General features: G+C 43.0%; 21 protein-coding genes. 17 read left to right on the top strand and 4 right to left on the bottom strand.

Annotated elements, in window-relative coordinates; genetic code table 11:
• The first annotated feature begins 6 nt into the window (after positions 1 to 6).
• From AC13CC_RS12920 to AC13CC_RS12910, 3 genes are all read left to right on the top strand, one after another.
• Positions 7 to 405, top strand: coding sequence for a hypothetical protein (locus AC13CC_RS12920; protein WP_326276834.1), 399 nt, complete (start codon positions 7 to 9; stop codon positions 403 to 405).
• 78 nt (positions 406 to 483) lie between these two features.
• Positions 484 to 4,830 (top strand): CusA/CzcA family heavy metal efflux RND transporter, encoded by a 4,347-nt coding sequence (locus AC13CC_RS12915; RefSeq protein WP_482878092.1) that lies wholly within the window; start codon positions 484 to 486, stop codon positions 4,828 to 4,830.
• Between the two features lie 2 nt (positions 4,831 to 4,832).
• Positions 4,833 to 5,960, top strand: a complete 1,128-nt coding sequence (locus AC13CC_RS12910) for an efflux RND transporter periplasmic adaptor subunit (RefSeq protein ID WP_326276832.1) — start codon at positions 4,833 to 4,835, stop codon at positions 5,958 to 5,960.
• 6 nt (positions 5,961 to 5,966) lie between these two features.
• On the opposite strand, the gene AC13CC_RS12905 is transcribed toward AC13CC_RS12910, so the two are convergent.
• Positions 5,967 to 6,788 (bottom strand): ZIP family metal transporter, encoded by an 822-nt coding sequence (locus AC13CC_RS12905; RefSeq protein WP_326276831.1) that lies wholly within the window; start codon positions 6,786 to 6,788, stop codon positions 5,967 to 5,969.
• A complete protein-coding gene (locus AC13CC_RS12900) occupies positions 6,788 to 7,444 on the bottom strand; it encodes a metal-dependent transcriptional regulator (protein ID WP_326276830.1) in 657 nt (218 codons plus the stop codon). Before AC13CC_RS12900 ends, AC13CC_RS12905 begins: the two co-directional genes overlap by 1 nt.
• A 79-nt stretch (positions 7,445 to 7,523) precedes the next feature.
• Here AC13CC_RS12900 and AC13CC_RS12895 point away from each other — a divergent pair, with 79 nt between their 5' ends.
• The 4 genes from AC13CC_RS12895 (at position 7,524) to AC13CC_RS12880 (ending at position 11,712) form a co-directional block, all read left to right on the top strand.
• Positions 7,524 to 9,794: a TonB-dependent receptor gene (locus tag AC13CC_RS12895; protein ID WP_326276829.1), complete on the top strand. Its 2,271-nt coding sequence runs from the start codon at positions 7,524 to 7,526 to the stop codon at positions 9,792 to 9,794.
• A 74-nt stretch (positions 9,795 to 9,868) separates the two neighbouring features.
• On the top strand, positions 9,869 to 10,159 hold the full coding sequence (locus tag AC13CC_RS12890; RefSeq protein WP_326276828.1) for a nucleotidyltransferase family protein: 291 nt from the start codon (positions 9,869 to 9,871) through the stop codon (positions 10,157 to 10,159).
• Positions 10,152 to 10,487, top strand: coding sequence for a HepT-like ribonuclease domain-containing protein (locus AC13CC_RS12885; protein ID WP_326276827.1), 336 nt, complete (start codon positions 10,152 to 10,154; stop codon positions 10,485 to 10,487). The genes AC13CC_RS12890 and AC13CC_RS12885 overlap by 8 nt, the downstream gene beginning before the upstream one ends.
• Before the next feature lie 82 nt (positions 10,488 to 10,569).
• Positions 10,570 to 11,712: a lycopene cyclase family protein gene (locus tag AC13CC_RS12880; protein WP_482878091.1), complete on the top strand. Its 1,143-nt coding sequence runs from the start codon at positions 10,570 to 10,572 to the stop codon at positions 11,710 to 11,712.
• On the opposite strand, the gene AC13CC_RS12875 is transcribed toward AC13CC_RS12880, so the two are convergent.
• On the bottom strand, positions 11,709 to 12,692 hold the full coding sequence (locus AC13CC_RS12875) for a polyprenyl synthetase family protein (RefSeq protein WP_326276825.1): 984 nt from the start codon (positions 12,690 to 12,692) through the stop codon (positions 11,709 to 11,711). The genes AC13CC_RS12880 and AC13CC_RS12875 overlap by 4 nt on opposite strands.
• Positions 12,693 to 12,865: 173 nt before the next feature.
• Here AC13CC_RS12875 and AC13CC_RS12870 point away from each other — a divergent pair, with 173 nt between their 5' ends.
• The 7 genes from AC13CC_RS12870 (at position 12,866) to AC13CC_RS12840 (ending at position 20,704) form a co-directional block, all read left to right on the top strand.
• Complete coding sequence (locus AC13CC_RS12870) at positions 12,866 to 13,414, top strand: RNA polymerase sigma factor (RefSeq protein WP_326276824.1); 549 nt, start codon at positions 12,866 to 12,868, stop codon at positions 13,412 to 13,414.
• Positions 13,404 to 13,835, top strand: coding sequence for a hypothetical protein (locus tag AC13CC_RS12865; protein ID WP_326276823.1), 432 nt, complete (start codon positions 13,404 to 13,406; stop codon positions 13,833 to 13,835). The genes AC13CC_RS12870 and AC13CC_RS12865 overlap by 11 nt, the downstream gene beginning before the upstream one ends.
• A complete protein-coding gene (locus tag AC13CC_RS12860) occupies positions 13,813 to 13,962 on the top strand; it encodes a hypothetical protein (RefSeq protein ID WP_326276822.1) in 150 nt (49 codons plus the stop codon). The genes AC13CC_RS12865 and AC13CC_RS12860 overlap by 23 nt, the downstream gene beginning before the upstream one ends.
• A 91-nt stretch (positions 13,963 to 14,053) precedes the next feature.
• Complete coding sequence (locus AC13CC_RS12855; RefSeq protein WP_326276821.1) at positions 14,054 to 14,659, top strand: TetR/AcrR family transcriptional regulator; 606 nt, start codon at positions 14,054 to 14,056, stop codon at positions 14,657 to 14,659.
• The gene (locus AC13CC_RS12850; protein ID WP_482878090.1) at positions 14,660 to 15,991 is read left to right on the top strand and encodes a TolC family protein; all 1,332 of its coding nucleotides are present in this window, start codon (positions 14,660 to 14,662) and stop codon (positions 15,989 to 15,991) included.
• A gap of 24 nt (positions 15,992 to 16,015) precedes the next feature.
• Positions 16,016 to 17,200, top strand: coding sequence for an efflux RND transporter periplasmic adaptor subunit (locus AC13CC_RS12845; protein WP_326276819.1), 1,185 nt, complete (start codon positions 16,016 to 16,018; stop codon positions 17,198 to 17,200).
• Between the two features lie 9 nt (positions 17,201 to 17,209).
• Complete coding sequence (locus AC13CC_RS12840) at positions 17,210 to 20,704, top strand: efflux RND transporter permease subunit (protein WP_482878089.1); 3,495 nt, start codon at positions 17,210 to 17,212, stop codon at positions 20,702 to 20,704.
• 77 nt (positions 20,705 to 20,781) lie between these two features.
• Here the strand turns inward: AC13CC_RS12840 and AC13CC_RS12835 are convergent, their stop codons facing one another.
• A complete protein-coding gene (locus AC13CC_RS12835; RefSeq protein ID WP_326276817.1) occupies positions 20,782 to 21,132 on the bottom strand; it encodes a toxin-antitoxin system YwqK family antitoxin in 351 nt (116 codons plus the stop codon).
• Positions 21,133 to 21,495: 363 nt separating this feature from the next.
• Between AC13CC_RS12835 and aspS the strand changes: the two genes are divergently transcribed.
• The 3 genes from aspS to AC13CC_RS12820 all read left to right on the top strand — a co-directional run bounded on the left by aspS (position 21,496) and on the right by AC13CC_RS12820 (position 25,349).
• Positions 21,496 to 23,244, top strand: coding sequence for an aspartate--tRNA ligase (gene aspS, locus AC13CC_RS12830; RefSeq protein WP_482878088.1), 1,749 nt, complete (start codon positions 21,496 to 21,498; stop codon positions 23,242 to 23,244).
• Positions 23,245 to 23,307: 63 nt separating this feature from the next.
• Complete coding sequence (locus tag AC13CC_RS12825) at positions 23,308 to 25,092, top strand: chloride channel protein (RefSeq protein ID WP_482878087.1); 1,785 nt, start codon at positions 23,308 to 23,310, stop codon at positions 25,090 to 25,092.
• Positions 25,089 to 25,349: a hypothetical protein gene (locus AC13CC_RS12820; RefSeq protein WP_482878086.1), complete on the top strand. Its 261-nt coding sequence runs from the start codon at positions 25,089 to 25,091 to the stop codon at positions 25,347 to 25,349. The genes AC13CC_RS12825 and AC13CC_RS12820 overlap by 4 nt, the downstream gene beginning before the upstream one ends.
• The last annotated feature ends 20 nt before the right edge of the window (positions 25,350 to 25,369 follow it).

The raw sequence follows: 25,369 nt of genomic DNA, 5'->3' as shown, positions 1-25,369 counted from the left end.
GTCAGGATGAATAAAATAGTTATCATAGGGATATCCTTGCTCATTCTGCTCCAGGGGGCCAACATTCATTTTAAGGATTTGGCGGAACTTGGGCAGCTTGTTGAGCACTACCAATTCCACAACGAGGAATATGGTGATGACTTTATGGTTTTTGTATCCAAACACTACGGGGAACTAAAAGCCTCACACAGCCAAAAACACCAAGAGGAGAAAAAAGAGCACGAAAAACTGCCCTTTCAGCATCAATCGCAATGTGCACAGCCCTTGGTTTTTGTCCTCGGAGCCGATGACTTTATCTATTCTCGCTCCGAAATCCCTGTCACCACCAAAGGCAATTTCCACTATCAAATGTCTTACTCCCACATTTGGGGAGACAACCTCTTCCAGCCGCCCAAACACGCATAATTCATAGTATTTCAGCTTTGCTGAACACTTTTCGCAAGCCTTATTCCACTTTAATAATGCTATTATTTTCTATGAATCATGTTTTCAAAAATCATCAACTTTAGTATTAAGAACAAGTTTATTGTTCTTCTATTTACGGCAGCTATAGCCCTTGTGGGTTTATACTCACTATCACAAATACCCATCGGCGCCGTACCCGATATCACCAACAACCAAGTTCAGGTATTGACCACTTCCAACAGTCTTTCCACACAGGATATGGAGAAGTTTGTCACTTACCCCATAGAGCTGGAAATGGCAAACCTCCCCGGCGTTAAGGAGATCCGTTCGGTTTCCAAGTTTGGATTGTCGGTCGTAACCATCGTCTTCGAAGACGATATGGGCACCTATTTGCCCAGACAACTCATTGCCGAAAAAATCAAGTCAGCATCCAGTCGTATACCCGAAGGGTTTGGCTCCCCAGAAATGGGGCCGATCACCACTGGCTTGGGCGAAATCTATCAATACATTTTGGATGTGAAGCCAAAGTACAAAGACCTATATACCTCAACGGAACTTAGGACCATCCAAGATTGGGTCGTAAAACGACAACTTTCCGGAATTCCCGGTGTAGTTGAAGTAAATACATGGGGCGGTCACCTAAAACAATACGAGGTAGCTATCCAGACCCAAAAATTGAACGCCTTGAACATTACCGCCAAAGAAGTGTTCACCGCTTTGGAAAAAAACAATAGCGTTACCGGTGGCGGCTATATTGAAAAAGTGAATCAAGCCTATTTTATTCGTGGTGAAGGGTTGGTAAGCAGCCTAAAGGATATTGAAAATATAGTGGTAACGACCCGAAACAGCATCCCTATTTACATTAAGGATGTGGCGAAGGTTGGTTTTGGCAGTGCACCACGCTTTGGTGCTATAACCGGCAACGGTGAGGGCGAGAAAGTCCTTGGGCAAATTATGATGCTCAAGGATGCAGATTCCAAACGGGTGATCGAAGCCGTTAAGGAGCGGGTTGCGTCCATATCAAAATCCTTGCCCGAAGGCGTTTACATTAATCCGTTTTTAGATCGTAGCGAACTCATTGGGCGGACAACCTTCACGGTGACCGAAAACTTGGTCCTGGGTTGCTTGATCGTCATTTTTGTGGTGGTCCTGCTCTTGGGCAACTGGCGTTCGGGCCTTGTAGTGGCATCGGTTATTCCGCTATGTTTGCTGTTTGCCCTTACCCTGATGAATATTTTTGGGGTAGATGCCAACTTATTGAGCCTTGGGGCCATCGATTTTGGAATTATTATCGACGGAGCCGTGATCATTGTGGAATACATTGCTTTCCAAATCACCCAAAAGAAAACAGAGATTGCCAATTTGGGCAAGAACGAAACACAATCCATCAAAGATGACATCACCCTCAAGGGTGCCACAAAAATGATGAACTCTGCCGTATTCGGGCAGCTTATCATCTTGATTGTGTTCATTCCTATTCTATCGTTAAGCGGTGTGGAGGGCAAAATGTTCAAGCCCATGGCATTGACCTTCAGTTTCGCCCTATTGGGGGCGATCCTTTTGTGCTTTACTTATGTGCCCGTTGCATCGGCCTTGTTCCTAAAACCATCCAGGGAATCAGCAAAAAGTATCTCCACACGTTTGGTCAACTGGATCAACAAACAATACGAACCGGTCATCGAATGGGCCTTGAAAAGTAAAAAGCTCGTGCTTTCCGTAGCTGCCGCACTTTTAGTAGGAGCCATTTTGCTGTTCTCCTCCATGGGAGGGGAATTTGTACCCACATTGGATGAAGGGGATTTTGTGATTCAACCCGTACTAAAAACAGGGACCTCTTTGGCCAAAACAGTGGAAACCACCACAAAAATCGAACAGATATTAATAGATCAATTTCCCGAGGTCAAACAGGTAGTAAGTCGTATAGGTGCTGCGGAAGTACCCACTGATCCCATGTCCATGGAAGAAAGTGATGTGATAATTTCCCTTAAACCCAAAGATGAATGGGTATCTGCCAAAACCAAGGATGAATTGGCAGATAAGTTCAAAGAAGCCCTTGCTGTAATCCCAGGCATGGAACTTGAGTTTACCCAGCCTATTGAAATGCGTTTCAATGAATTGATCACCGGGGTCCGGGCGGACATCGCTATCAAGATTTTTGGTGAAAACTTGGAAACATTGAACAAAAAGGCCAACGAAATCAAAGATCTTATCCAAAATGTGGAGGGAGCCTCCGATATTGTAGTGGAAAAAGTGGAAGGCTTGCCCCAGATGAACGTTTCTTTTGATCGTTCCAAAATTGCACGCCACGGACTCAACATAGCCGACCTCAACGAAATGATTTCGATGGGATTCGCAGGAAAAGTGGTAGGCAGTGTATTCGAGGGCGAGCGACAGTTTGATCTGGCCATTCGTTTGGATTCCGAGAACCGTCAAGATATTTCCAACTTAAGAAACCTTTATGTGGATATCCCCAATGGCGGAAAAATTCCGATGAGCGAATTGGCCGAGATTACCCATCAAAAAGGGGCCGCCAAAATATCCCGTGATGACACCCAAAGACGTATCGTTGTCGGCATCAATGTAAGGAACCGTGACCTTCAATCCGTTGTCGACGATGTGCAATTATTGGTCGATGAAAACATTACACTACCCCCGGGCTACATCATCACTTACGGTGGCCAGTTTGAAAACCTTCAAAATGCAAAAGCCAGATTGTTGATTGCCGTTCCAATTGCCTTGTTGCTCATCTTTATTATGCTCTATTTTGCTTTTGGTTCTGTTAAAGAAGCCTTGCTTATTTTCTCGGCCATTCCATTATCTGCCGTTGGAGGTGTGCTTTTGCTTTGGCTACGGGACATGCCGTTTAGTATTTCTGCAGGCGTGGGCTTTATTGCTCTTTTTGGTATTGCGGTATTGAATGGCATTGTGCTTATTGAACATTTTAAGGAACTGAAAGGCAGTGATTTCAACTCCATGGAAGATTTGATCAAACAAGGTACCAAAGATAGGCTCCGAGCCGTGTTGTTGACCGCATCCGCAGCAGCTTTAGGTTTCTTGCCCATGGCGGTATCCACCAACGCCGGTGCCGAAGTACAACGACCTTTGGCCACAGTGGTCATCGGCGGATTGGTAACGGCCACCCTACTCACCTTGGTGGTTTTGCCCGTGTTATATGCGTATTCACACCATATTAAGTTTAGTGGGATGGGAAAAAGAAGAAAAGACCGTAAAGCGAAAAAGAGTGCTTTGACCATTATGTTGCTGTTGATTTCAGTTTCAGGGTTTTCGCAAACTAAATTGAATCTCGAGGATTTAATGGCACTTTCCCTTGAAAATAACAAAGGAATCCAAGCCGAATCCTTACTGGTAGATCAGGCGGAAACCCTCATAGGAACCGCTTTTGAGTTTGATAAAACGGATATTTATTACCAGTATGATGAGAACAACCTAGCCTTGAACGGGGAACCGCTCAAGGTTTTTGGAGCGCAACAGCAGTTTGAGTTTCCTACGGTGTACGGAGCAAAAAACAGACTTCAAAAATCGCATTATGAGCTTCAAAAATCTTCGTTTGAAATAAAAAAGAAGCAACTGTACCAAAACCTGAGTATTGCCTATTACCAATACCAGACCTTGAACCAAAAAGCAAGGCTTTACGCTTCGCTGGACAGTATTTATAGCAAATTTGCGCACGCAGCCGCCCGACGTTTTGAACTCGGGGAGACCAATTATCTGGAAAAGGTGACAGCCACGGCCAAACAACGGCAAATTGCCAACACCTATTCCAAGATACAACAGCAACAACTCACCACCTATAATCAGATTGTGAGCTTGGTGCAGATTGAAGACACCTTGGAGCTTGTGGATGAAGAACCACAAAAACTTAAGGTGTTGAATGCGCAAGGAATGTTGGAAACGGAAGCATCATTTTTGGACAAGCGACAAGAGTTGAGCAATGCCCAAAAGAGCCTGGAAGAAAATAGATTGCTGCCGGACCTGAACCTGGAATATTTTCAAGGGACCAACAAGGGCTTGGGAACATCGCTCTACGGTATTCAGCTGGGTGTCCGTATTCCCCTTTTCTTCTTTGGGCACAGTAGCAAGGTGAAATCGTCCAAGATCCAGACCAAGATTACGGAGATGGAAAATACCGAAATCACTATTGCGATGAACCAACGCTACAAAACCCTTCTGGGGCAATTGGAACAACAGGCCAAGGAACTCTCCTATTACGAAGACGAAGGCGGTCATCTTTCCGATCAGATTTTGAAAGCGGCCTCTGGAAACTTTCAAAACGGGGAAATCGACTTTTTCCAATACATCCAAAGTTTAGAAAACGCCTACGAGATCCAACTGGATTATTTGGATGTGCTCAACCAATACAATCAAACCGTAATCGCCATTAATTACTTGACAATAACATTATAACAATGAAAAATATACTTCAAATAGCCGCTGTTCTCCTTCTGTTGATGGGCTGTGGCAACAAAAACAACGAAGAATCCTCTTCCGAAGAACAACAAGAAAAAACAGGAATCGTGGTCACTCAAGATCAACTCGACACCAATGACCTCACTATTGGTCCGATGGAGAAAAGAACCTTCCCAAAAATGGTGGAGACTTCTGGGATGATAGATGTACCGCCCGAAAACCGGGCTAGTGTAATGGCCTTTATGGGCGGTTTTGTAAAAAAGACGTCACTATTGGTCGGTGACCAAGTAAAAAAGGGGCAACTTTTGGTGGTTTTGGAAAACCAGCAGTTTTTGAAGATGCAACAAGAATATCTGGAGGTTTTCAATCAGTTGGATTATTTAAAAGCCGAGTTTGAAAGAAACCAAACCCTTTTTGCAGAAAAAATCGCCTCGCAAAAGAACTTTCTCCAAGCCAAGAGCGATTATGAAACAGCCAAGGCCCGTTACCAAGGCTTGCGAGAGCAATTGCAAATGCTGAACATATCACCCAGTAATGTAGAGCAGGGCAAGATTACATCAGAAGCGCCCATTTATGCACCCATTTCGGGAAGCATCACAAAAATGAATGTGGCCAAGGGAAGCTATGTTTCTCCTGCCACGGAGATTTTGGAGATTGTGGACAACGACCACGTACATTTGGAACTCACGGTTTTTGAGAAAGACATCTTAAAAGTGAAAAAAGGCCAAAAAATCCAGTTCAGGATTCCAGAAGCTTCAGAAGATGCCTTTAATGCAGAAGTTTATTTGGTAGGCACCTCCATTGACGGTGCCAAAAGATCCATCAAGGTACACGGGCACTTGGAACACGAGGAGGATGCGAACTTTCTGCCAGGTATGTTCGTGGATGCCAAAATTATGACGGACACCATCAAACCCCTCTCTTTGCCGGAAGAAGCAGTAATTGAATCCGAGGGGACTTCCTACGTGCTAAAATTGGTGAATAAAGAAGGGAGTCGATACACTTTTGAACGTGTTCCCGTAAAACAAGGCAATACTTATGGTGGGTATACCGAAATCATCTCAACAGGACTAACCGACACCGATCAGTTCTTGACCAAGGGTGTTTTTGATTTGATCGGGGGATAAATAAATCTATCCCAGCCCAACATCCAAGGTCATCATAATTATAAATCCACCGATAAAGCCCATTGTGGCGATATCGGTGTATTTGTCTTGTTGCGTTTCGGGGATTACCTCCTCCACCACCACAAAAATCATGGCACCCGCGGCAAACGAAAGGGCATAAGGAAGAATGGGCTCAAATGTCAATACGGCCCAAGCTCCCAATACCCCTGCTATGGGTTCTACCAAGGCCGAGGCCTGACCGTACATCCAACTTTTTCTTCGACTGAGACCATGCCTGCGCATTGGTACGGCAACAGCGAAACCTTCTGGAAAGTTTTGCAAACCGATACCCAAGGCCAAAGCCACAGCACCCCCAATGGTTGCGCCCTCAAAGCCAGAAGCAACACCTCCAAATAGGACACCGACTGCCAATCCTTCGGGAATATTGTGCAAGGTAATGGCCAAGACCAGTAGCGTGGTGCGGTGCCAGGGCGTCTTTACCCCTTCTGCATCATCCATTTTAAAATTGATGTGCAAATGGGGCAAAATTTTATCCAAACCAAAAATAAAACCCGCTCCAAGCAAAAAACCAACGGCTGCGGGAATCACTTTTACAAAGCCTTCCCCCTCGCTCATCTCAATGCCTGGTGCCAACAAGCTCCAAAAACTGGCAGCGACCATAACACCTCCCGTAAAGCCCAACATGCCATCCATCAAAGCCCTCTTTGGACTTTTGAACAAAAAAACCAGGCCTGCCCCGGCAGCAGTCAGTCCCCATGTAAAAAGCGTCGCGTACAACGCTGCCAATACCGGGTCTATTTCCTGAAAATAGTGTATTACTTCTTTCATCAATCGTTCTTTTTTACATATAAATTAGATGCTATTTGATGTGATATCCGCATTTCCTTGCCCTCCATTTGGATGCGCAGGGAATTGTCAAAATCTTCCTTGTCCAAAACTTTGATGGTGTTTCCCAAGGCAATATTGTTTTTATCCAAGAACTTGAGAAAGGGTACGGAAGAATCCTTAACCCCAACACATACTCCTTTGGAATTGATGGGCATATCGCTGAGCAATTTTTCATCACGCTCCTGAAACTTTCCATCCTTGGTAGGAATGGGATCGCCGTGAGGGTCATATTTGGGAAATTCCAAGAGTTCGTCAATCTTGTCAATCAACTTTTCACTTTTGATGTGTTCCAGTTGTTCGGCCACCTCGTGTACCTCGTCCCAAGTAAAATCCAATTTTTCCACCAAAAAAACCTCCCATAATCGGTGCTTTCTAATGATGGACAAAGCTGTATTTATCCCTGCATCGGTCAATGAAATACCTTGGTACCGGACATAATCCACCAATCCTTTTTCCGATAATTTCTTTGCCATATCGGTTACGGAAGATGGTTTTGTTTCCATTTGCTCCGCAATCGCATTGGTAGTTATGGACTTGGAATCGCCACCACCTAAATGAAAAATGGTCTTTAAATAATTCTCCTCCGATCTAGTCATCAAAAAATATTTTTCCAAAAATACATTTTTATTTAACAAAATCTATTTTTAGTTTTGTCTAAATTTAATTTTATATACATTGAAAATAATTTATAGGCATATCATCTTTTTATGGCTTGGTTTGATAAGCAGTTGTTCTTTTGGGCAAACAGCATCTTTAAATGGAAAGGTTACGGACAACGGAGAACCAATACCCTTGACAAATGTGGTGTTGAAAGGAACCGAAATAGGAGCTGCTACGGATATTGATGGTCTATTTGAGTTGGCAAACGTTGAGCCAGGCGACTATGTATTATTGGTAACCTCTTTGGGGTATCAATCGTATCAAACCAAAATCAGCTTAAGCGCCAATGAATCAAAAACCATCAACATACAATTGGATGCTTCTGCACAAAGTTTGGATGAAACCGTGGTCACGGGCACCCTCAAACCCGTTAGCCGATTGGAAAGTCCCGTGCCCGTCGAGGTCTATTCCCCTAACTTTCTTAAAAAGAACCCTACTGCTAGTGTTTTTGATGCACTTCAAAACGTAAACGGGGTGCGTCCGCAGATCAATTGCAATGTGTGCAACACGGGAGATATTCACATCAACGGGTTAGAGGGACCATACACTTTGGTTCTTATCGATGGGATGCCCATAGTAAGTGGTTTGGGGACGGTTTATGGCCTTACGGGTATTCCCAATTCCTTGATTGAGCAGATTGAAATCGTAAAAGGCCCTGCTTCTTCACTTTACGGAAGTGAGGCTGTGGGTGGACTCATCAACATCATCACCAAAAATGCATTGAGCGCTCCGGAATTTTTTGCCGATGGCTTTGCCACGAGTTGGGGCGAGTACAATTTGGATGTGGGCAGTAAAATTGAAATTGGCCAAAAAACAGATCTTCTTTTGGGCGTCAATTATTTTAATTACGACATCCCCGTGGACAACAACGGCGATAATTTTACCGATCTGACCCTTCAAGATCGTATTTCCATTTTTCAAAAGTGGAATTTTGAGCGAAGCGATAACCGTTTGTTCTCTTTGGCGGGACGCTTTTTTTATGAGGATCGTTGGGGTGGCGAAATGCAATGGACGCCGGAGTATCGTGGTGGCGATGAAATTTATGGCGAAAGCATCTACACCCGTAGATGGGAGGTGTTGGGGAAATATCAATTGCCTCTGGAAGAAAAACTCCTCTTGTCATTTTCCTATAATGACCACAACCAGAACTCGGTGTATGGCGATACGGAATATTTGGCAGACCAGCGCATTGGTTTTGCTCAGCTCACTTGGGACAAAATCGCCGGCAATCACGATTTGCTGTTCGGAAGTGCGATTCGGTACAATTATTATGACGACAATACACCTGCGACCACTGAGGCCGATAACATTTGGATTCCGAGTCTTTTTGCGCAGGATGAATACAGTTTTGCGCCCAAACATTCCTTTTTGGTGGGGCTTCGGTATGATTATGACCAAAGACACGGCAATATTTTAACTCCCCGGGCCGCCTACAAATGGAAGGTTTCCAACAACGATATTTTTCGGGTGAACGCTGGAACGGGATTTCGCGTAGTCAATTTGTTTACGGAGGAACACGCAGCATTGACCGGTGCGCGGGAAGTGATTATTGCTGAAGAGCTGAAACCCGAACGGTCAGTTAATGTCAACATCAACTATTTGAAGAAGATTTATAGTGATAACGGCACCTTTATCGGACTTGATGCTTCGGCATTCCACACTAGATTTTCCAACGTAATCTTGCCTGATTACGAGACCGATCCCAACCAAATCATTTATGATAATCTGGATGGAAAATCAGTTTCGCAAGGGGTAAGTGCCAATTTGGATATTGCTTTTCCGAGCAGTTTTAAGATTATGGTCGGGGCCACTTGGCAGGATGTGAGCAGTACCGAAAACGGAGTGACCCAGCAACAGATTCTAACCGAAAGCATTACCGCTACATGGAATTTATCATACACCTTTCACTCGTTAAAATTGACAGCGGACTATACGGGAAATTTATACGGCCCCATGCGATTGCCCCTTTTGGGTGACCTGGACCCGAGACAGGAATATTCTCCTACGTGGAGTATCCAGAACATCCAGTTTACCTACAAAGGATTGAACAATTTTGAAGTTTACGGAGGTATCAAAAACCTGTTGGATTGGACGCCGAACCGGGGCAATCCCTTTATCATTGCCCGAGCCAACGACCCGTTTGACAAAGAAGTGACTTTTGACAGTTCTGGTAATGCCGTGGCTACACCGAACAATCCCTACGCCCTTACTTTTGACCCCGCCTACGTGTACGGCCCCAACCAAGGCATCCGCGGGTTCTTTGGATTGCGGTATACGGTTTTTTAATACCAAAATGGTTTAATTCACCCCAAGAGTATTCCAAAAAAGAATATTTTTAGAGGGAATTGTTAACTTTGAGTGTGGAAACAACCCAAAATATAGTAAACAAACTTTCAAAGCTTAAGGTACGTTTAAAAGAACGCTACCCCATATCCTCTATGGCTTTGTTTGGTTCCTACGCTCGTAATGAGCAAACAGATACCAGCGACATTGATATTATGGTAGAATTTGATGGGAAAATAGGAATCAGATTTATCGATTTGGCCAACGAGATTGAAAAAGCTTTGGGTCTAAAAGTAGATTTGGTTTCCAAAAAGGGTATCAAAGAGCAATATCTTAACACCATTCTATCCGACTTGATTTATGTCTAAAAGAGACTATTCCCTTTTAATTGGCGATATGGTTGAATCTGCACGAAAGATTTTATTATATACCAAAGACATGGGGTTTGATGACTTTGAAGATGATGGTAAAACCGTGGACGCAGTTATCAGAAATTTTGAAATTATCGGTGAAGCGGCCAACCGCTTGAGCGAAGACTACAAATCCGATAACCCAGAAATTGAATGGAATCATTTAAGAGGTTTCCGAAATCGCATTGTTCACGAATATTTTGGAATTGATCTAGAAATTGTTTGGCAGATTATTGAAGATGATTTACTTAATCTTATTGAAGCCTTGACCGATAAACTTCAATAGCAATTCGCACTGTACATCCTGCTTTAAAGTATTCATGCTTTTATAAAAATCTTTATTCCTTCTTTCCCCTATCTTTGAACCCATGCCCAACTACGATTACATCATTATAGGAGCGGGAGCTGCTGGCCTGTTGTTGGCCGATGCCTTGGGCAAGGACAAATTCTTTGCTTCCAAATCAATTTTAATAATTGACAAGGACGACAAGTCCAAAAACGATCGAACTTGGTGCTTTTGGGAACGGGGCAATGGCCCGTTTGATGATTTAATCCATAAAACTTGGGACAACATTTATGTGGGCGGACTGCAACTTGAAAAATCCACCTCCATTTCACCCTACACTTACAAAATGCTTCGCAGTATTGACTTCTACAATCACTTTTTACCAAAGGTAAAAACCTATCCCAACATTACTTGGCTTCAGGAAGAAGTAACCGATATCCAAGAGCAAGAAAATGAGGTTTTGGTAACCACCCAATCACAGACCTCTACGGGCAAAAAGGTGTTTTCCAGCTTGTACGACGCATCAATTTCAACTAAACAGAAGGAGTTTCCCGTTTTGCAACAACACTTTTTGGGATGGCAAATAAAAACCGACCAGTCTGTTTTTAATCCGGGCGAAGCTACTTTTATGGACTTCTCCGTCCCCCAAAAAGGCAATACACGTTTTATGTATGTGCTTCCAATTTCAGAAACAGAAGCCTTGGTGGAATACACCCTGTTTTCAGAGCATCTTTTGGAGAAAAGCGAGTACGAAGAGGCCATCAAAACATACATTAAAGAAAAATATAACAATACCAAATACGCCATTGTGGAAACTGAGTTTGGCAGCATTCCCATGACCTGTCACCCATTTCATCAACACAACACCGACCGTGTTTCCCGCATCGGTATCGCAGGGGGTTGGGCCAAACCAAGCACAGGCTACACGTTTTATAACACGAGCCAGCAAGTGCCCAAATTGGTAAGTCATCTGAAAACCGGGAAACCGTTGTCCGAGTTCCATCAAAAAAGCAGGTTTTTGTTCTACGATATGCTTTTGCTGGACATTTTATATGAGAGCAATCATCTAGGACACGAAATCTTCGAGTCAATGTTCAAAAGAAGAAAGGCTTCCTTGATTTTGAAATTCCTGGAGAACGAGACCAATCTGTGGGAAGAGCTAAAAATTGTGACCGCACCCAAACCGATGCCGTTTATAAGAGCATTGTTCAAACGGCTGTTTTAAACGGTTCGCTCCATCAAACTTTCGCCAAATTGCTTTAGCAAGGCTTTGTTTTTTTCTGGAAGGTCGGTATTTGCCAAAGCATCAAATGCTTTTTGGGTAAACTCTTGGATGGCTTTTTTGGTTTCCTCCACTACCCCGCTTTCCTTAAAAATGGTTTTCACCGCATCCACTTTCGCTGTGGAATCTTCAGGTTTAATGGAATACAGATGCAACAAGCCATCTTGATCATCTTTGGAGGCTTTTTCCAAGGATTTTAGGAACAAATAGGTCTTTTTGTTCTCCATAATGTCCCCACCAACCTGTTTTCCAAAGGTTTTGGGGTCGCCAAAGGCATCCAAATAATCATCTTGCAACTGAAAGGCAATGCCCAGATTGCGTCCAAACTCGTAAATCGCATCGGCATCTTTTTTTGGAGCATTGGCTACGATGGCTCCCATCTTCATGGCGGCTGCGACCAACACAGAGGTCTTGTACTCTATCATTTTAAGATATTCGGGAATGGTAACATCGTCCCGGGTCTCAAAGTCCACATCGTATTGTTGGCCTTCGCATACTTCCAATGCGGTTTTACTGAACAATTTTGTGAGTTCTTTGTATGTTTCCGCTGGGTAGCTTTCAAAAAATTGATAGGACAGAATCAACATGGCGTCACCAGAAAGGATTCCCGTATTAACATCCCATCTTTCATGCACCGTTGTTTTTCCGCGTCGAAGCGGGGCATCGTCCATAATATCATCGTGCACCAACGAAAAGTTGTGGAACATTTCCACTGCCAATGCTGCATCCAGGGCATCCTCCGCTTTTACGCCAAAGGCCTCGGCCGTCATCAAAGTAAGTATGGGACGCATTCGTTTGCCTCCCAATCCTAAAATATAGTGAACAGGTTCGTAAAGGTTTTTGGGCTCCCCCAGCTTTATCCTTGTTTGTAAGTGCGTAACAAACTGTTCCCTATACTGACCAATGATATCGATATCTGACATGAAGCCAAAAATACGTGCAAATATTTAATTTAAGGTTGGCGTATTGGTTTAAAAGAGGATTACAAAGCATCCAAATCCACAAAAAAGCATCCTTTCAAAAAAAATTGTGGAGAAACTGCAATAGAAAATAATTTCTTCGTCTCTATAGATGAAAAGCAACCCGAACCATCTGAATGGCAGCCAAAACCGATAACCGAAATAACCTGACCGACTTCTTTAATGAGGAGTATGGCTCGTTGCGCTCTTATGTGCAGTCGAGGATTCAGGATACATCGGAACGGGATGCCGAGGATATTGTGCAGGATGTGGCCCTGCGGATGTTTTCCAGATCGGATGATGCCATACCCATAACCAATGTTGGTGGGTTTGTGTACAATGCCATTCGCAATAGGATCATTGATATTATGCGTGGTAAAAAAGAGAGAAAGTTGTCCAGCGAGGATATTGACCAACAATGGCGGGAGTTTGCGGATTTCTTTTATGGCGATGCGGATAACAGCTATTCACAAGAGATGGAACAAGCCCTAAAAAAAGCGGTAGAAGATTTGAAGCCCGCATATCGCGATATTGTGATTGCCATAGATTTTGAAGGATACAATTACAAACAAATAGCAGAAAGAACCGGGATACCGGCAGGTACGTTAATGTCCAGAAGACACCGTGCCATGTCGGAACTATCAAAAAAATTAGAGAATATTAAAGAACTGAGTTATGGAACATAAAAAAGAATTCGAGAAAGCCGTGGAAAAAAAGGTGAAGAGCACCGTAAAAAAAGTGGTCAAAATTGCCGCCATGGTCATTTTGGGGGTCCTGATCTTTCTGTTGGCCAATTATGTATTGATGCGCTTATGGAACTGGCTCATGCCCGACCTTTTCGGCGTGGGAACGGTTACCTACTGGCAGGCCCTGGGCATTTTTGTATTGGCAAAGCTTCTATTTGGCTTTGGCGGCGGCGGTAAGGGCAAAGGAGGTTCAAGTCACAAAAAGAAGATTAAATCGTCCAACAAGTGTGGTTCTTGGAGAAGGGATTTTGATGAGTGGAAACACTACGATCAATTTTGGAAAGAAGAAGGCGAAGAAGCATTCAAAGCATATATAGAAAAAATCAAAAACGAAAATCATGATAAATCAAAAGAAGAATAATCCAAAGAAGAAGTATTTACTTCAGTTCAGTCCCTTTTTTTGGCGGTTGGGAAACATTCGTACCGAAACCGACAACAACGACCGCCAAATTCCCCATGTGTTCAACGATAGTACAGAGTCCAGTTAAAATAAACCTTAAACCCATCGTTAAAAAATTGTAAAACCGAGGAAACTTTTTTTGTTTTTAAAGTTTCCATACCTACATTTGCTCCCTGATTATGAGGGAAAATATTATACAAAAGGCAACTGAAATGTTCTTAAACCTAGGGTTTAAGAGCGTTACCATGGACGACTTGGCACAGGAGATGGGAATATCCAAAAAAACGATTTACTCCCATTTTAAGAACAAAACAGAATTGGTGGAACAGACCGCAATAACAATGTCGGATACTATCACCTGCGGCATAGACGATATTGTTGGGTTCAAGAAAAACCCAATTGAAGAACTGTACGAAATCAAAAAATTTATAATGGTACACTTAAAGGACGAAAAATCATCCCCATTGTACCAACTGCAAAAGTATTATCCAAAAATCTATACCTCACTTAAAGAAATACAATTTGAATGCACCCACCGTTGTATTGCCGAAAACGTGAAAAGAGGCATGGAGCTGGGCATTTACAGGGATAACCTAAATGTTGAATTTGTATCCAGAATATACTTTACCGGTGTTACCAGCATCAAGGACAATAATTTGTTCCCAACAGAAATATTCAGCAAACCTGAATTATTGGACTATTATTTGGAATATCACCTTAGGGGGATTGTAACGCCCAAGGGAAGAAATGTACTCAACTCAATCATCAATTCAAATCAAGAATAAATGCAAAAAACACTAATCACCTTACTATTTATATTGCCCTGGTTGGCATCCGCTCAAGATACCATACCTAGTTTCAGCTTGGATCAGGCCATAATGTATGCTTTGGAACACAATTACAGTGCTCAAAATGCAGAGAGGGACATTGTGGACGCCCAAAAACAAAAATGGGAAACCATTGCATCGGGACTTCCCCAGATCAATGGGGCCATAAGTTACCAAAACCAGTTAAAGCAACCTGTTTCACAAATTCCTGCCGAATTTTTTGGCGGGGAACCCGGAACATACCAAGAAGTGGTTTTTGGACAGGCACAATCCATCTCGGCAACGGCTACTTTGACCCAACAAATATTTGACGGATCGTACATTGTAGGCGTACAGGCCACCAAAACCTTTTTGGACTATAGCCAGAACACTAAGGAAAAAACCGAATTGGATGTGCGAAAATCGGTGGTGGAAGCCTACGGCAATGTGCTTTTGGCACAGGAAAGTGTAAAGATTTCCGAAAAAAACAAAGCGACCCTGGAAGAAAACCTTTACGAGACCAAGCGTATTTACGAAAACGGCCTCGGTGATGAGGAAAGTGTGGACCAGTTGCAGATTACGCTCTCCACGGTGGACAACCAACTTAAAAATGCACGCCGCATGGAGAAGATAACCCTGCAAATGTTGAACTTGATGTTAGGGCTCCCCATTGAAACACCTACCGTGTTGACCGAGAATTTGGATGACCTCTCCCAAAGCCAAATTGATTTGGGATTGATCGATACCGAGTTCAATATAGAGAACAATGTGGATTACAAATTGGCGGCCAACCTCAACGAGCAGCGTTACTTTGAATTAAAACTGGCCAAAAGCCGCGCTTTGCCAACACTCAATGCCTTTATCAATTACGGGGGAAACTCCTTCAGTAACAATTTCAACTTTTTGGACAGTGGCCAACAATGGTTCGGTTCCTCCATTTTGGGGGTCGACCTCAACATTCCAATTTTCAGCTCTTTAAAAAGAAGTGCCAGTACACAACGTGCCAAGATTGCCCTGGAAAAGGCAAAAACCCGGTTCACCGAGGCACAGGAGCAAATCCGCCTTCAATTGGAAAGCGCCAAGAGCGATTACATCCTTGCCATAGAGCAATACGGCACGTCCAAGGACAATTTGGAACTGGCGGAACGCATCGAAAAAAAGAATCAAATCAAATATTCCGAAGGTTTGGCGACCAGTTTTGAATTGAGACAGGCCCAGACCCAATTATATACCAGTCAACAAGAATATTTACAATCCATGGTCGATGTGATCAACAAGAAAATAGCACTGGAAAACATTTTAAATGAATAATCTAAAGGAGAAAACCATTCCATCATGAAAAAAGCAATATATATATCACTAATAGCTGCAGTTCTTGCTTCATGCGGGGGCAGCGGCAGCAATTCTTTGGACGAAGTAATTGCCAGCAAGGATGTGGAAGCCATTCGAGCAAAACGAAATTCCGTTACCGAAGAACTTAAAACACTTGAGAATCAAGTTAAGAAGTTGGACGAAGCCATTGCAGAACTGGACGACAATTCAAAACTGCCATTGGTATCTACAATTACCGTAAATCCTAAAAAATTCCAGCACTTTTTAGAATTACAGGGCGATGTTAAAACAGACCAAAATGTACTGGTTTATCCAGAAATGGCCGGTACCCTTTACCGTGTGTACGTTGAAGAGGGACAACGGGTGTCCAAAGGCCAGTTATTGGCTTCGATTGATGACGGCGGACTCTCAAGCCAATTGGCTCAATTGAAAACCCAAGCGGAATTGAGCAAAACCACTTTTGAACGCCAAAAAAGGCTTTGGGAGCAAAATATCGGTTCCGAGATCCAATACCTACAGGCCAAGACCAATTACGAGGCCCAACAAAATGCGGTGAAACAAATGGAAAGCCAAATTGAAAAATCTTCCATTCGGGCTCCATTTTCGGGCATTGTGGACGATGTGATTAAAGATCAAGGAACGGTGGTAAGCCCAGGGCCAGGTTCCGAGGTTTTTAGAATAGTGAACCTTTCGGACATGTACATTGATGTGGAGGTGCCAGAAGCCCATTTGCCCAATGTAACCCCTGGTAAACTGGTAGACGCCTATTTCCCCGTTTTGGGAGAAACCATTACCACCAAAGTACGCCAAACTGGAAATTTCATCAATCCCAGCAACCGCTCCTTTATTGCAGAAATACCTGTGCCCAACAAGAATGGCCATATAAAACCGAATCTAACGGCACAGGTAAAGATCAACGATTATACCAATGAAAACGCCATCCTTATACCACAAAGTATAGTTTCGGAAAATGCAGAGGGTGAACAATATGTGTATGCTATCCGGGAAGATAATGGTGAGTTTACCGCCAAAAAATTAATTATCAAACCAGGTAAAAAACAAGGCGATTATCTAGAAGTTCTTGAAGGTATTTCGGCTGGAAACCAAGTAATAGTTGAAGGTGCCCGCAGCATAAGGGATGGGCAAACTGTCAAAGTACTGGACACAACCACAACCGCAAAAAACTAATTCACCAAAATGGAAAAAGCTAAAAAGAACGCAAACAAGGAATTCCGCCTTTCATCGTGGGCCATAGACAATCCGTCTGTGATCTATGTAATGATCGGGTTGTTCTTTATCATAGGTTTGTCTTCCTATTTTGCCATGCCCAGGGAAGATTTCCCTGAAGTGGAAGAAACCAAAATATATGTAAGTACCGTGTATCCCGGCAATACGGCTGAGGATATGGAGCGTTTGATCACCGACCCTCTCGAAGATGTGCTCAAAAATGTGAGCAACGTGGTCGAAATCACTTCAACTTCTCAAGAAGACTACTCCATGATCATTGTTGAGTTTGATGAAGAAATTTCGGTCGAAAACGCAAAACAAGAAGTAAAAGACGAAGTTGATACCGAAAAAGCCGGTGAAGACTGGCCCATTTTCAACGGGGCAAAGGTAGAGCCCAATGTTTTTGACCTGAACTTGGCGGAATCCTTTCCGATAATGAACGTGAACCTCACGGGAGATTATCCTGTGGAAAAGCTAAAAGAGTTTGCCGAATATTTGGAAGATGAAATTGAAGACCTCCCCCTAATAAAAGAGGTAGATATAAGAGGTGCGCAGGAAAAAGAGGTCGAAATAGCGGTGGATGTTTATAAAATGATGGCTTCCAGGGTTAGCTTTGATGATGTCATCCAGGCCATATCCAACGGAAACATCACCATGTCCGCCGGTAACATGATCACCAGCGGCCAACGTAGGACCATACGCATTTTGGGCGAAGTCGAAAAACCCTCCGAACTGGAAAACTTTGTGGTCAAATCCGAAAACGGGGCCATTTATCTGCGGGATATTGCCACTGTATCGTTTACCGAGGAAGACAAGACCACCTTTGCTAGGGAACACGGTTCTCCAGTGGTCATGTTGGACATTAAAAAAAGATCGGGTAAAAATACCATTGAAGCATCTGAACTTATACGGGATTTGGTGGATGAGGCCAAGGAAAATTACTTTCCAAAAGACCTAACTGTTACCATTGCCAACGATTCCTCCAGCAGGACCCTGAACCAAGTGGATGATTTGGTAAACAACATCATTTTTGGGATTATACTCGTTGTAACCGTATTGATGTTCTTTTTAGGCTTTAGAAACGCCCTTTTTGTTGGTTTTGCCATACCCATGTCCATGTTCATGTCCTTTATGATTCTTACAGCCTTGGGGTATACGCTGAATACCATGATCCTTTTTGGGTTGATCATGGGACTTGGTATGTTGGTGGACAATGGGGTTGTTGTGGTCGAAAACGTATATCGACTCATGGAGCAAGAAGGCATGTCCCGTAAAGAAGCTGCCAAAAAAGGTATCGGTGAAATTGCCATACCTATCATCATATCCACAGCAACCACTGTAGCAGCTTTTGTTCCCTTGGGAATGTGGCCGGGCATTATGGGCGAATTCATGATTTTCTTCCCCATTACATTGTCCGTAGTACTAGGTTCTTCATTGTTCGTGGCCATATTCATGAACTCCATGTTGGTCTCGCAGTTTATGCAGATCGGTGAAAAAGAGCTCACAAAAAAACAATTGATACGACTTAGTTTGATTTTAGGAGGCTTTGGACTATTTATCTTTATTGTGGGAGGTCCCGTGCGCGGCCTTGGCACATTAATGATAGTCGTCGGCATCATGTTCTGGATATACAAATATTTCTTGAAGCCATGGGCACGGGGATTTCAGACCAAAAGCTTGGTAAAACTTGAAAACTTTTACGAACGTCAGTTAAAAAAAGCGCTCAAAGGCAGAAATGTGTATTGGTACTTTGGACTTACCTCCCTTCTCTTGATTTTATCATTTGTTTTCTTCGGGATGTCGTTGCAAACACAACGTACAAAAGTGGAGTTTTTTCCAGACAATACGCCCAACGAAATTTATGTGTACATCGAGTATCCACAGGGAACCGATATAGAAAAGACCAATGCCATCACAAAAAAAATTGAGGAAAGGGTCTATGGTGTAACCGGTAGGAACAAATACAACAAAGGGGACTTCAATTATCTGGTTCAATCCAGCGTATCCCAAGTAGGTAAGGGAGCCGAAAACCCATTTACCGAGGGTGGTTCTGCTGCAGAAACGCCCCATCGCGGTAAAATTACGCTCTCCATGCGCGAGTTTAAATACAGGAACGGGCTGGATACCGAAGAGCTTCGCCAACAAATTCAAGATACGTTGTCCGGTGTGTACCCAGGCGTAACCATTTCCGTAGAAAAAGATGCTGTTGGCCCTCCTGCCGGCTATCCCATCAATATAGAGATAGAAGGCCAAAATTATGATACCTTGATAAACACCGCTGAACGCATGCGCAACTTTATCAACAGCAAGAACATTGCAGGTATCGAAGAGCTTAAAATAGATGTGAATAAAGGCAAGCCCGGCATACAGGTTACAGTGAACAGGGCCAAAGCAGGAGAGCTGGGTGTTTCCGTAGCTCAAGTTGGACAGCAATTACGTAGATCTATTTTTGGTGATAAAGCTGGGATTTACAAAAAAGACGGTGACGACTACGACATTAATGTTCGTTTTAACCAAGATCTTCGTTACAATACCAGTGCCTTGTTCGACCAAAAAATCATCTTTAGGGATCCCTCCAACGGTCAAATAAAGGAAATTCCCATTTCTGCCGTGGCAAACCAAGAAAACACCTCATCGTTCAGCGCCATTAAGCACGTCGATACCAAACGGGTGGTGACGGTATACTCCGCCTTAAAACCCGGGTTTACAGATGCCGGTGCCATTGTTGCTGAAATCCAGGAAGAAATGCAGGAATTCAAAGGCCTTCCCGAGGGGGTGAAAATTGATTTTACCGGCCAAATTGAGGAACAAGAAAAGCAAATGTCCTTTTTAGTAAGCGCATTCTTTTTGGGACTGGGATTGATCATGCTTCTTTTAATTTTCCAATTTGGCGGCATCTCCAAGCCCGCTATAATCATGATGGCCATATTCCTCAGTTTTATAGGCGTGTTTGGAGGATTGATCATAACAGGGTGGCCATTTGTTATTATGATGACCATGATGGGAATTATTTCCTTGGCAGGAATTGTGGTAAATAATGGTGTGGTACTGCTTGATTACATCCAAATCCTTATTGATCGAAAAAAAGTGGAGCTAGGAATTTCCGATGATGAACTGCTGAACCGTGAAGATGTTACGGATGCCATAATAAGGGGAGGGAAAGCACGTTTGCGCCCGGTTATACTAACAGCCATTACAACCGTTTTAGGATTGATTCCATTGGCCATAGGATTAAACATCAACTTCGTTAGCCTGTTCTCCGATTTTGATGCACAGGTTTACATGGGTGGTGACAATGTTATATTTTGGGGCCCGTTGGCCTGGACGGTAATTTTTGGCCTGATTGTGGCCACATTCCTAACATTGGTTATTGTGCCCGTACTGTTCAATATTAGTTACAGACTTAAAATATGGATCCAAAAGTTAAGGACCAAAAACCTTAAACCTGAAGCAGCAAGTGAATAATGGTTTATCCATAAATAATAGAAAATAGAAAAGCCCCGGCCAAATTGGCCGGGGCTTTTTTAAACTACTGATTTATCCTATTGGTTTACCGTAACGGCATCTCCTTCGTTCCAGTTTTTTACTTGCACTATACGGTTGTCCGTAAAGTCCACTTCGCGTAATCCATCGTTTTTCCAAAAAAACCATTTACCGGTTCTTTCTCCATTTTCGTATTGGCCAGTGGCAATTTTTTCACCTTCAACATTGAACATTACCCAATTACCATGTAATTTTCCGTTCAACATATAACCTGTTTGGGCAATTTCACCATTGTCATGAAAATAAGTGGCTTTCACCATTTTTCCCATTTTCTCAAAGGTCGGCTTTGCATCTTGGGCAGATACGATAACCGCAAACATCACCGCCAAAAATAATATTGCTTTTTTCATTCTTTATGGGATTTAATATTGTTTATTCCTAATGATAACGTATCAAATTTACTTAAATTTTACGTTAATCACACATTTAAATAACTTTTAGTTTACATTAAATTAACTTTAATATTTTAATTAATTGTTATTCAGTAAGTTAATTTTTAATTAAATACTACCAATCTGTACTTTTAGCGAATATTTTTACTCATAATCGTTCAATACTGCCCAATTGACCGCTTACAATGTTAATTTAACGTTAAGCAGGCCTCAATTATGCAATCACTTCTCCCTTCAAAAAAAATCGACAAACAGAAAATGGGCATATCTCCTAAAAAATAGCCACATTCCTATTAAATTTGCGCTCTCATAACAAACATCATGTACAGAAGCAATACTTGTGGTGCATTAAGGGCATCGGATATAGGTTCGGAAGTTATTTTAAGTGGATGGGTGCACAAGCTCCGCGACAAAGGTTTTGTAGCTTGGGTAGACCTGCGTGACCGCTATGGCATCACCCAATTGGTTTTTGACCAGGAACGCACTTCCAAGGAATTGCTTGAACAGGCTAGGGAACTTGGTCGTGAAACCGTTATCCAAGCCAAGGGCGAGGTTATTGAACGTGCTTCCAAAAACCCTAATATTCCCACTGGTGATATTGAGGTACTGGTCAAAGAACTTACCCTCTTGAACAAGTCCCTCCTGCCTCCTTTTACCATTGAAGATGAGACCGATGGCGGGGAAGACATCCGTATGAAATACCGTTACTTGGATATCCGTAGAAATCCAGTAAAGAACAAGCTCATCTTTAGGCATAAAGTAACCATGGAGGTTAGGAAATATTTATCCGACCAAGGCTTTATCGATATTGAAACTCCATATTTGATAAAATCCACTCCCGAAGGAGCTAGGGACTTTTTGGTGCCCAGCCGAATGAACGAAGGCCAGTTCTACGCCCTGCCCCAGTCCCCGCAAACCTTTAAACAATTGTTGATGGTCGGGGGAATGGATAAGTACTTCCAAATTGTAAAATGTTTTAGGGATGAAGACCTCCGTGCCGACCGCCAACCGGAGTTCACGCAAATAGACTGCGAAATGGCCTTTGTGGAGCAAGAGGACATCTTGAACACATTTGAAGGTTTGACCAAGCATCTTTTGAAAGAAATCAAAGGTGTGGAAATAGATGAGTTCCCGAGAATGACTTATGATGATGCCATGTGCCTGTACGGGAACGACAAACCCGACATTCGCTTTGGAATGCAGTTCGGCGAGCTCAACCATGTGGCCCAGCACAAAGATTTTAACGTGTTCAACTCTGCGGAATTGGTGGTGGGAATCGCTGTTCCACGAGCAGCTTCCTATACCAGAAAAGAAATAGACAAACTGGTAGACTGGGTAAAACGCCCACAAGTGGGCGCAAAAGGAATGGTCTATGTAAAATGTAACGAAGATGGTACCTATAAATCTTCCGTGGATAAATTCTACGACCAAGAAGACCTGGCCAAATGGGCCGAGGTAACCGGGGCCAAACCAGGCGACCTTATCTGTGTGCTATCCGGAAACACCAACGAAACCCGTGCTCAATTGAGCGCTTTGCGAATGGAGTTGGCCACCCGTTTAGGTCTCAGAAAACCGGATGAGTTTGCCCCATTGTGGGTAGTGGACTTCCCATTATTGGAACAGGACGAAGAAACAGGCGCATACCACGCCATGCACCACCCGTTTACCTCGCCAAAACCAGGTCAGTTGCAATTATTGGAAACAAAACCGGGCGAGGTAAAGGCCAATGCCTACGATTTGGTGCTCAACGGAAACGAAATTGGTGGGGGATCCATCAGGATTTATGATAAAGAAACCCAAGCAACCATGTTCAAGCATTTGGGCTTCACCCCCGAAGAAGCGAAGGCCCAGTTTGGCTTTTTAATGGATGCATTCCAATACGGAGCACCCCCCCATGGCGGTATCGCATTTGGCTTGGACAGATTGGTGGCCATTTTGGGCGGACAGGAAACCATTCGGGATTACATTGCCTTCCCTAAAAACAATAACGGACGCGATGTTATGATCGATGCTCCCGCGACCATTGACGAGGAACAGTTGAAAGAGCTCCATTTAAAGTTGGATCTATGATATATTGAAATCCCGCTTTGTTAGCGGGATTTTTTAATACTTTTAATAGTATTATAGACCTCGATGCCCTACAGCAATAAAAAACTGCTCACCCGATTTCTTAAATGGCGATATAGAAATATCTCCAACAGGACCTTTATTCAAATAATGAGCCTTATTGTGGGTTTTTTGGCAGGATTGGTTGCCGTTACGGTAAAAAACTCCACCTATTTTATCGAGTACCTTTTAAAAAAGGGCATTGTTTTTTCAGAGAATCAACTGTACTTTATACTCCCGACCATAGGGCTTACGTTGGTATATCTTTATGTGAAATTTGTGCATAAGGAACCTTTGCAGCATGCGGTTTCATCCATCATCTTCTCGCTTTCCAAAAAAAGAGGATTGCTCAAACTAAAAGATATTTATACCCCTTTGATCACCGCTCCCCTCACCGTTGGTTTTGGTGGTTCGGTAGGATTGTTGGGGCCAGCCGTTAAATCGGGATCCGCAGTAAGTTCAAATTTGAGCCGATTGTTCCATATAGATGCCAAGACCAGGACGCTTTTGGTGGCATGCGCATCGGCCGGGGCAATTGCCTCCATTTTTCAGTCCCCCATTGCGGCCATTATTTTTGCCGTTGAGATTTTCACCCTAGATCTGACCATGATGTCCATGCTGCCCCTGCTTTTAGCATCCATTTCCGGGGTGCTGACATCCTATTTCTTTTTGGGAAACGAAGTATTGTTCAGCTTTTCCCTATCCGAAGGATTTAAATTGGAAGACACCCCCTTTTACATTTTATTGGGTGTCGGCACAGGGTTTGCCTCCATCTATTTTACCAAAATGTATTTCGCCATATTGTCCCTTTTTAAAAAGCTTAAAAGTCCAAAGTATAAACTTTTGGTCGGCGGAATTGCCATTGGTGTAATGTTATATGCCATTCCACCGCTTTATGGTGAAGGTTTTGGATTCATAAACAACCTTTTGGGTGGTGATCATCTAAAAGCGCTCGGCACTACCCCTTTTGATGCTTACACACATAATATTTGGGTGGTGATCGCCCTCTTGTTCGGCATCACCATTTTTAAGGCTATTGCCATGACGACCACCATCGGGGCAGGTGGTGCAGGTGGAGTGTTTATCCCCACCATGGTTATGGGAAGTGCGTTGGGCAATGTGGTGGCCAAGGTAATCAACAATATAGGGTTTGGATTTTCTGTTTCTGAAAGCAATTTCACCTTGATCGGTATGTCGGGTTTGATTGCCGGGGTAATCCACGCACCTTTGACCGCCATATTCCTGATTGCCGAAATTACTGGAGGATATCAACTCTTTGTACCTTTAATGATTACTGCCGCTATCTCCTACCTAATCACCAAAAACGCGCTCGATTACACCATTTACACCAAAGAATTGGCCAAAATAGGGGCGCTTTTGTCCCACAACAAGGACCAAATGGTACTTGGGCTTATGGAAATGGACGATGTTATTGAAAAGAATTTTCGGCCCGTGCACCCCAAAATGTCCTTGGGTGAAATGCTGCACCAATCCGTTTCCAAATCCAAAAGAAATCTTTTTCCAGTCTTGGATGATGAAAAAAAACTGATTGGAATAATTGTTCTGGACGATATAAGGCCCATGATGTTCGATACCGAAATGTACGACACCGTTTTTGTTAAAAATTTGATGCATGCCCCCCCAGAGGTTATCTTTTACGAGACGGACAATATGAAACAGGTGATGAAAAAGTTTCAAGATAGCGGTGCTTGGAATTTGCCCGTTATCAAAAATGGCAAATACGAAGGCTTTATATCCAAATCCAAAATGTTGACGGCCTATCGTAGAAAACTCATTAATTATTCCCAATGAAAATCAAACTAAAACATATCATTTTCCTTATCATGATAGCTTCTTTTGTTTCAATCTTCTATGGCCTTTCCCTGGATGAAGACCATCCGGAGGCCCAAAAATATATTGGAGGAGGTACTGTAGGTCTCTTTTTGGTGGCCATGCCCCTTTTTCTATGGAAGGAGAGCCAGGGCAAAAACATGAAAGATTATATGCTTACTAAGGAAAATATTAAGAAAATGCAAGAAAAAGAGCGTAAAAAAACAAAAAATCAATAATTTTCTTAAGATTTAAACTT

This window comes from Flagellimonas sp. L-11 (genome assembly GCF_056857735.1).
This window is presented reverse-complemented; position numbering and strand designations above follow the sequence as displayed.

Bases quoted from the DNA above. Each gene is read 5' to 3' on its own strand.
- AC13CC_RS12920 (WP_326276834.1), top strand. From the start codon at position 7: ATGAATAAAATAGTTATCATAGGGATATCCTTGCTCATTCTGCTCCAG.
- AC13CC_RS12915 (WP_482878092.1), top strand. From the start codon at position 484: ATGTTTTCAAAAATCATCAACTTTAGTATTAAGAACAAGTTTATTGTT.
- AC13CC_RS12910 (WP_326276832.1), top strand. From the start codon at position 4,833: ATGAAAAATATACTTCAAATAGCCGCTGTTCTCCTTCTGTTGATGGGC.
- AC13CC_RS12905 (WP_326276831.1), bottom strand. From the start codon at position 6,788: ATGAAAGAAGTAATACACTATTTTCAGGAAATAGACCCGGTATTGGCA.
- AC13CC_RS12900 (WP_326276830.1), bottom strand. From the start codon at position 7,444: ATGACTAGATCGGAGGAGAATTATTTAAAGACCATTTTTCATTTAGGT.
- AC13CC_RS12885 (WP_326276827.1), top strand. From the start codon at position 10,152: ATGTCTAAAAGAGACTATTCCCTTTTAATTGGCGATATGGTTGAATCT.
- AC13CC_RS12880 (WP_482878091.1), top strand. From the start codon at position 10,570: ATGCCCAACTACGATTACATCATTATAGGAGCGGGAGCTGCTGGCCTG.
- AC13CC_RS12875 (WP_326276825.1), bottom strand. From the start codon at position 12,692: ATGTCAGATATCGATATCATTGGTCAGTATAGGGAACAGTTTGTTACG.
- AC13CC_RS12870 (WP_326276824.1), top strand. From the start codon at position 12,866: ATGGCAGCCAAAACCGATAACCGAAATAACCTGACCGACTTCTTTAAT.
- AC13CC_RS12865 (WP_326276823.1), top strand. From the start codon at position 13,404: ATGGAACATAAAAAAGAATTCGAGAAAGCCGTGGAAAAAAAGGTGAAG.
- AC13CC_RS12860 (WP_326276822.1), top strand. From the start codon at position 13,813: ATGATAAATCAAAAGAAGAATAATCCAAAGAAGAAGTATTTACTTCAG.
- AC13CC_RS12855 (WP_326276821.1), top strand. From the start codon at position 14,054: ATGAGGGAAAATATTATACAAAAGGCAACTGAAATGTTCTTAAACCTA.
- AC13CC_RS12850 (WP_482878090.1), top strand. From the start codon at position 14,660: ATGCAAAAAACACTAATCACCTTACTATTTATATTGCCCTGGTTGGCA.
- AC13CC_RS12845 (WP_326276819.1), top strand. From the start codon at position 16,016: ATGAAAAAAGCAATATATATATCACTAATAGCTGCAGTTCTTGCTTCA.
- AC13CC_RS12840 (WP_482878089.1), top strand. From the start codon at position 17,210: ATGGAAAAAGCTAAAAAGAACGCAAACAAGGAATTCCGCCTTTCATCG.
- AC13CC_RS12835 (WP_326276817.1), bottom strand. From the start codon at position 21,132: ATGAAAAAAGCAATATTATTTTTGGCGGTGATGTTTGCGGTTATCGTA.
- aspS (WP_482878088.1), top strand. From the start codon at position 21,496: ATGTACAGAAGCAATACTTGTGGTGCATTAAGGGCATCGGATATAGGT.
- AC13CC_RS12825 (WP_482878087.1), top strand. From the start codon at position 23,308: ATGCCCTACAGCAATAAAAAACTGCTCACCCGATTTCTTAAATGGCGA.
- AC13CC_RS12820 (WP_482878086.1), top strand. From the start codon at position 25,089: ATGAAAATCAAACTAAAACATATCATTTTCCTTATCATGATAGCTTCT.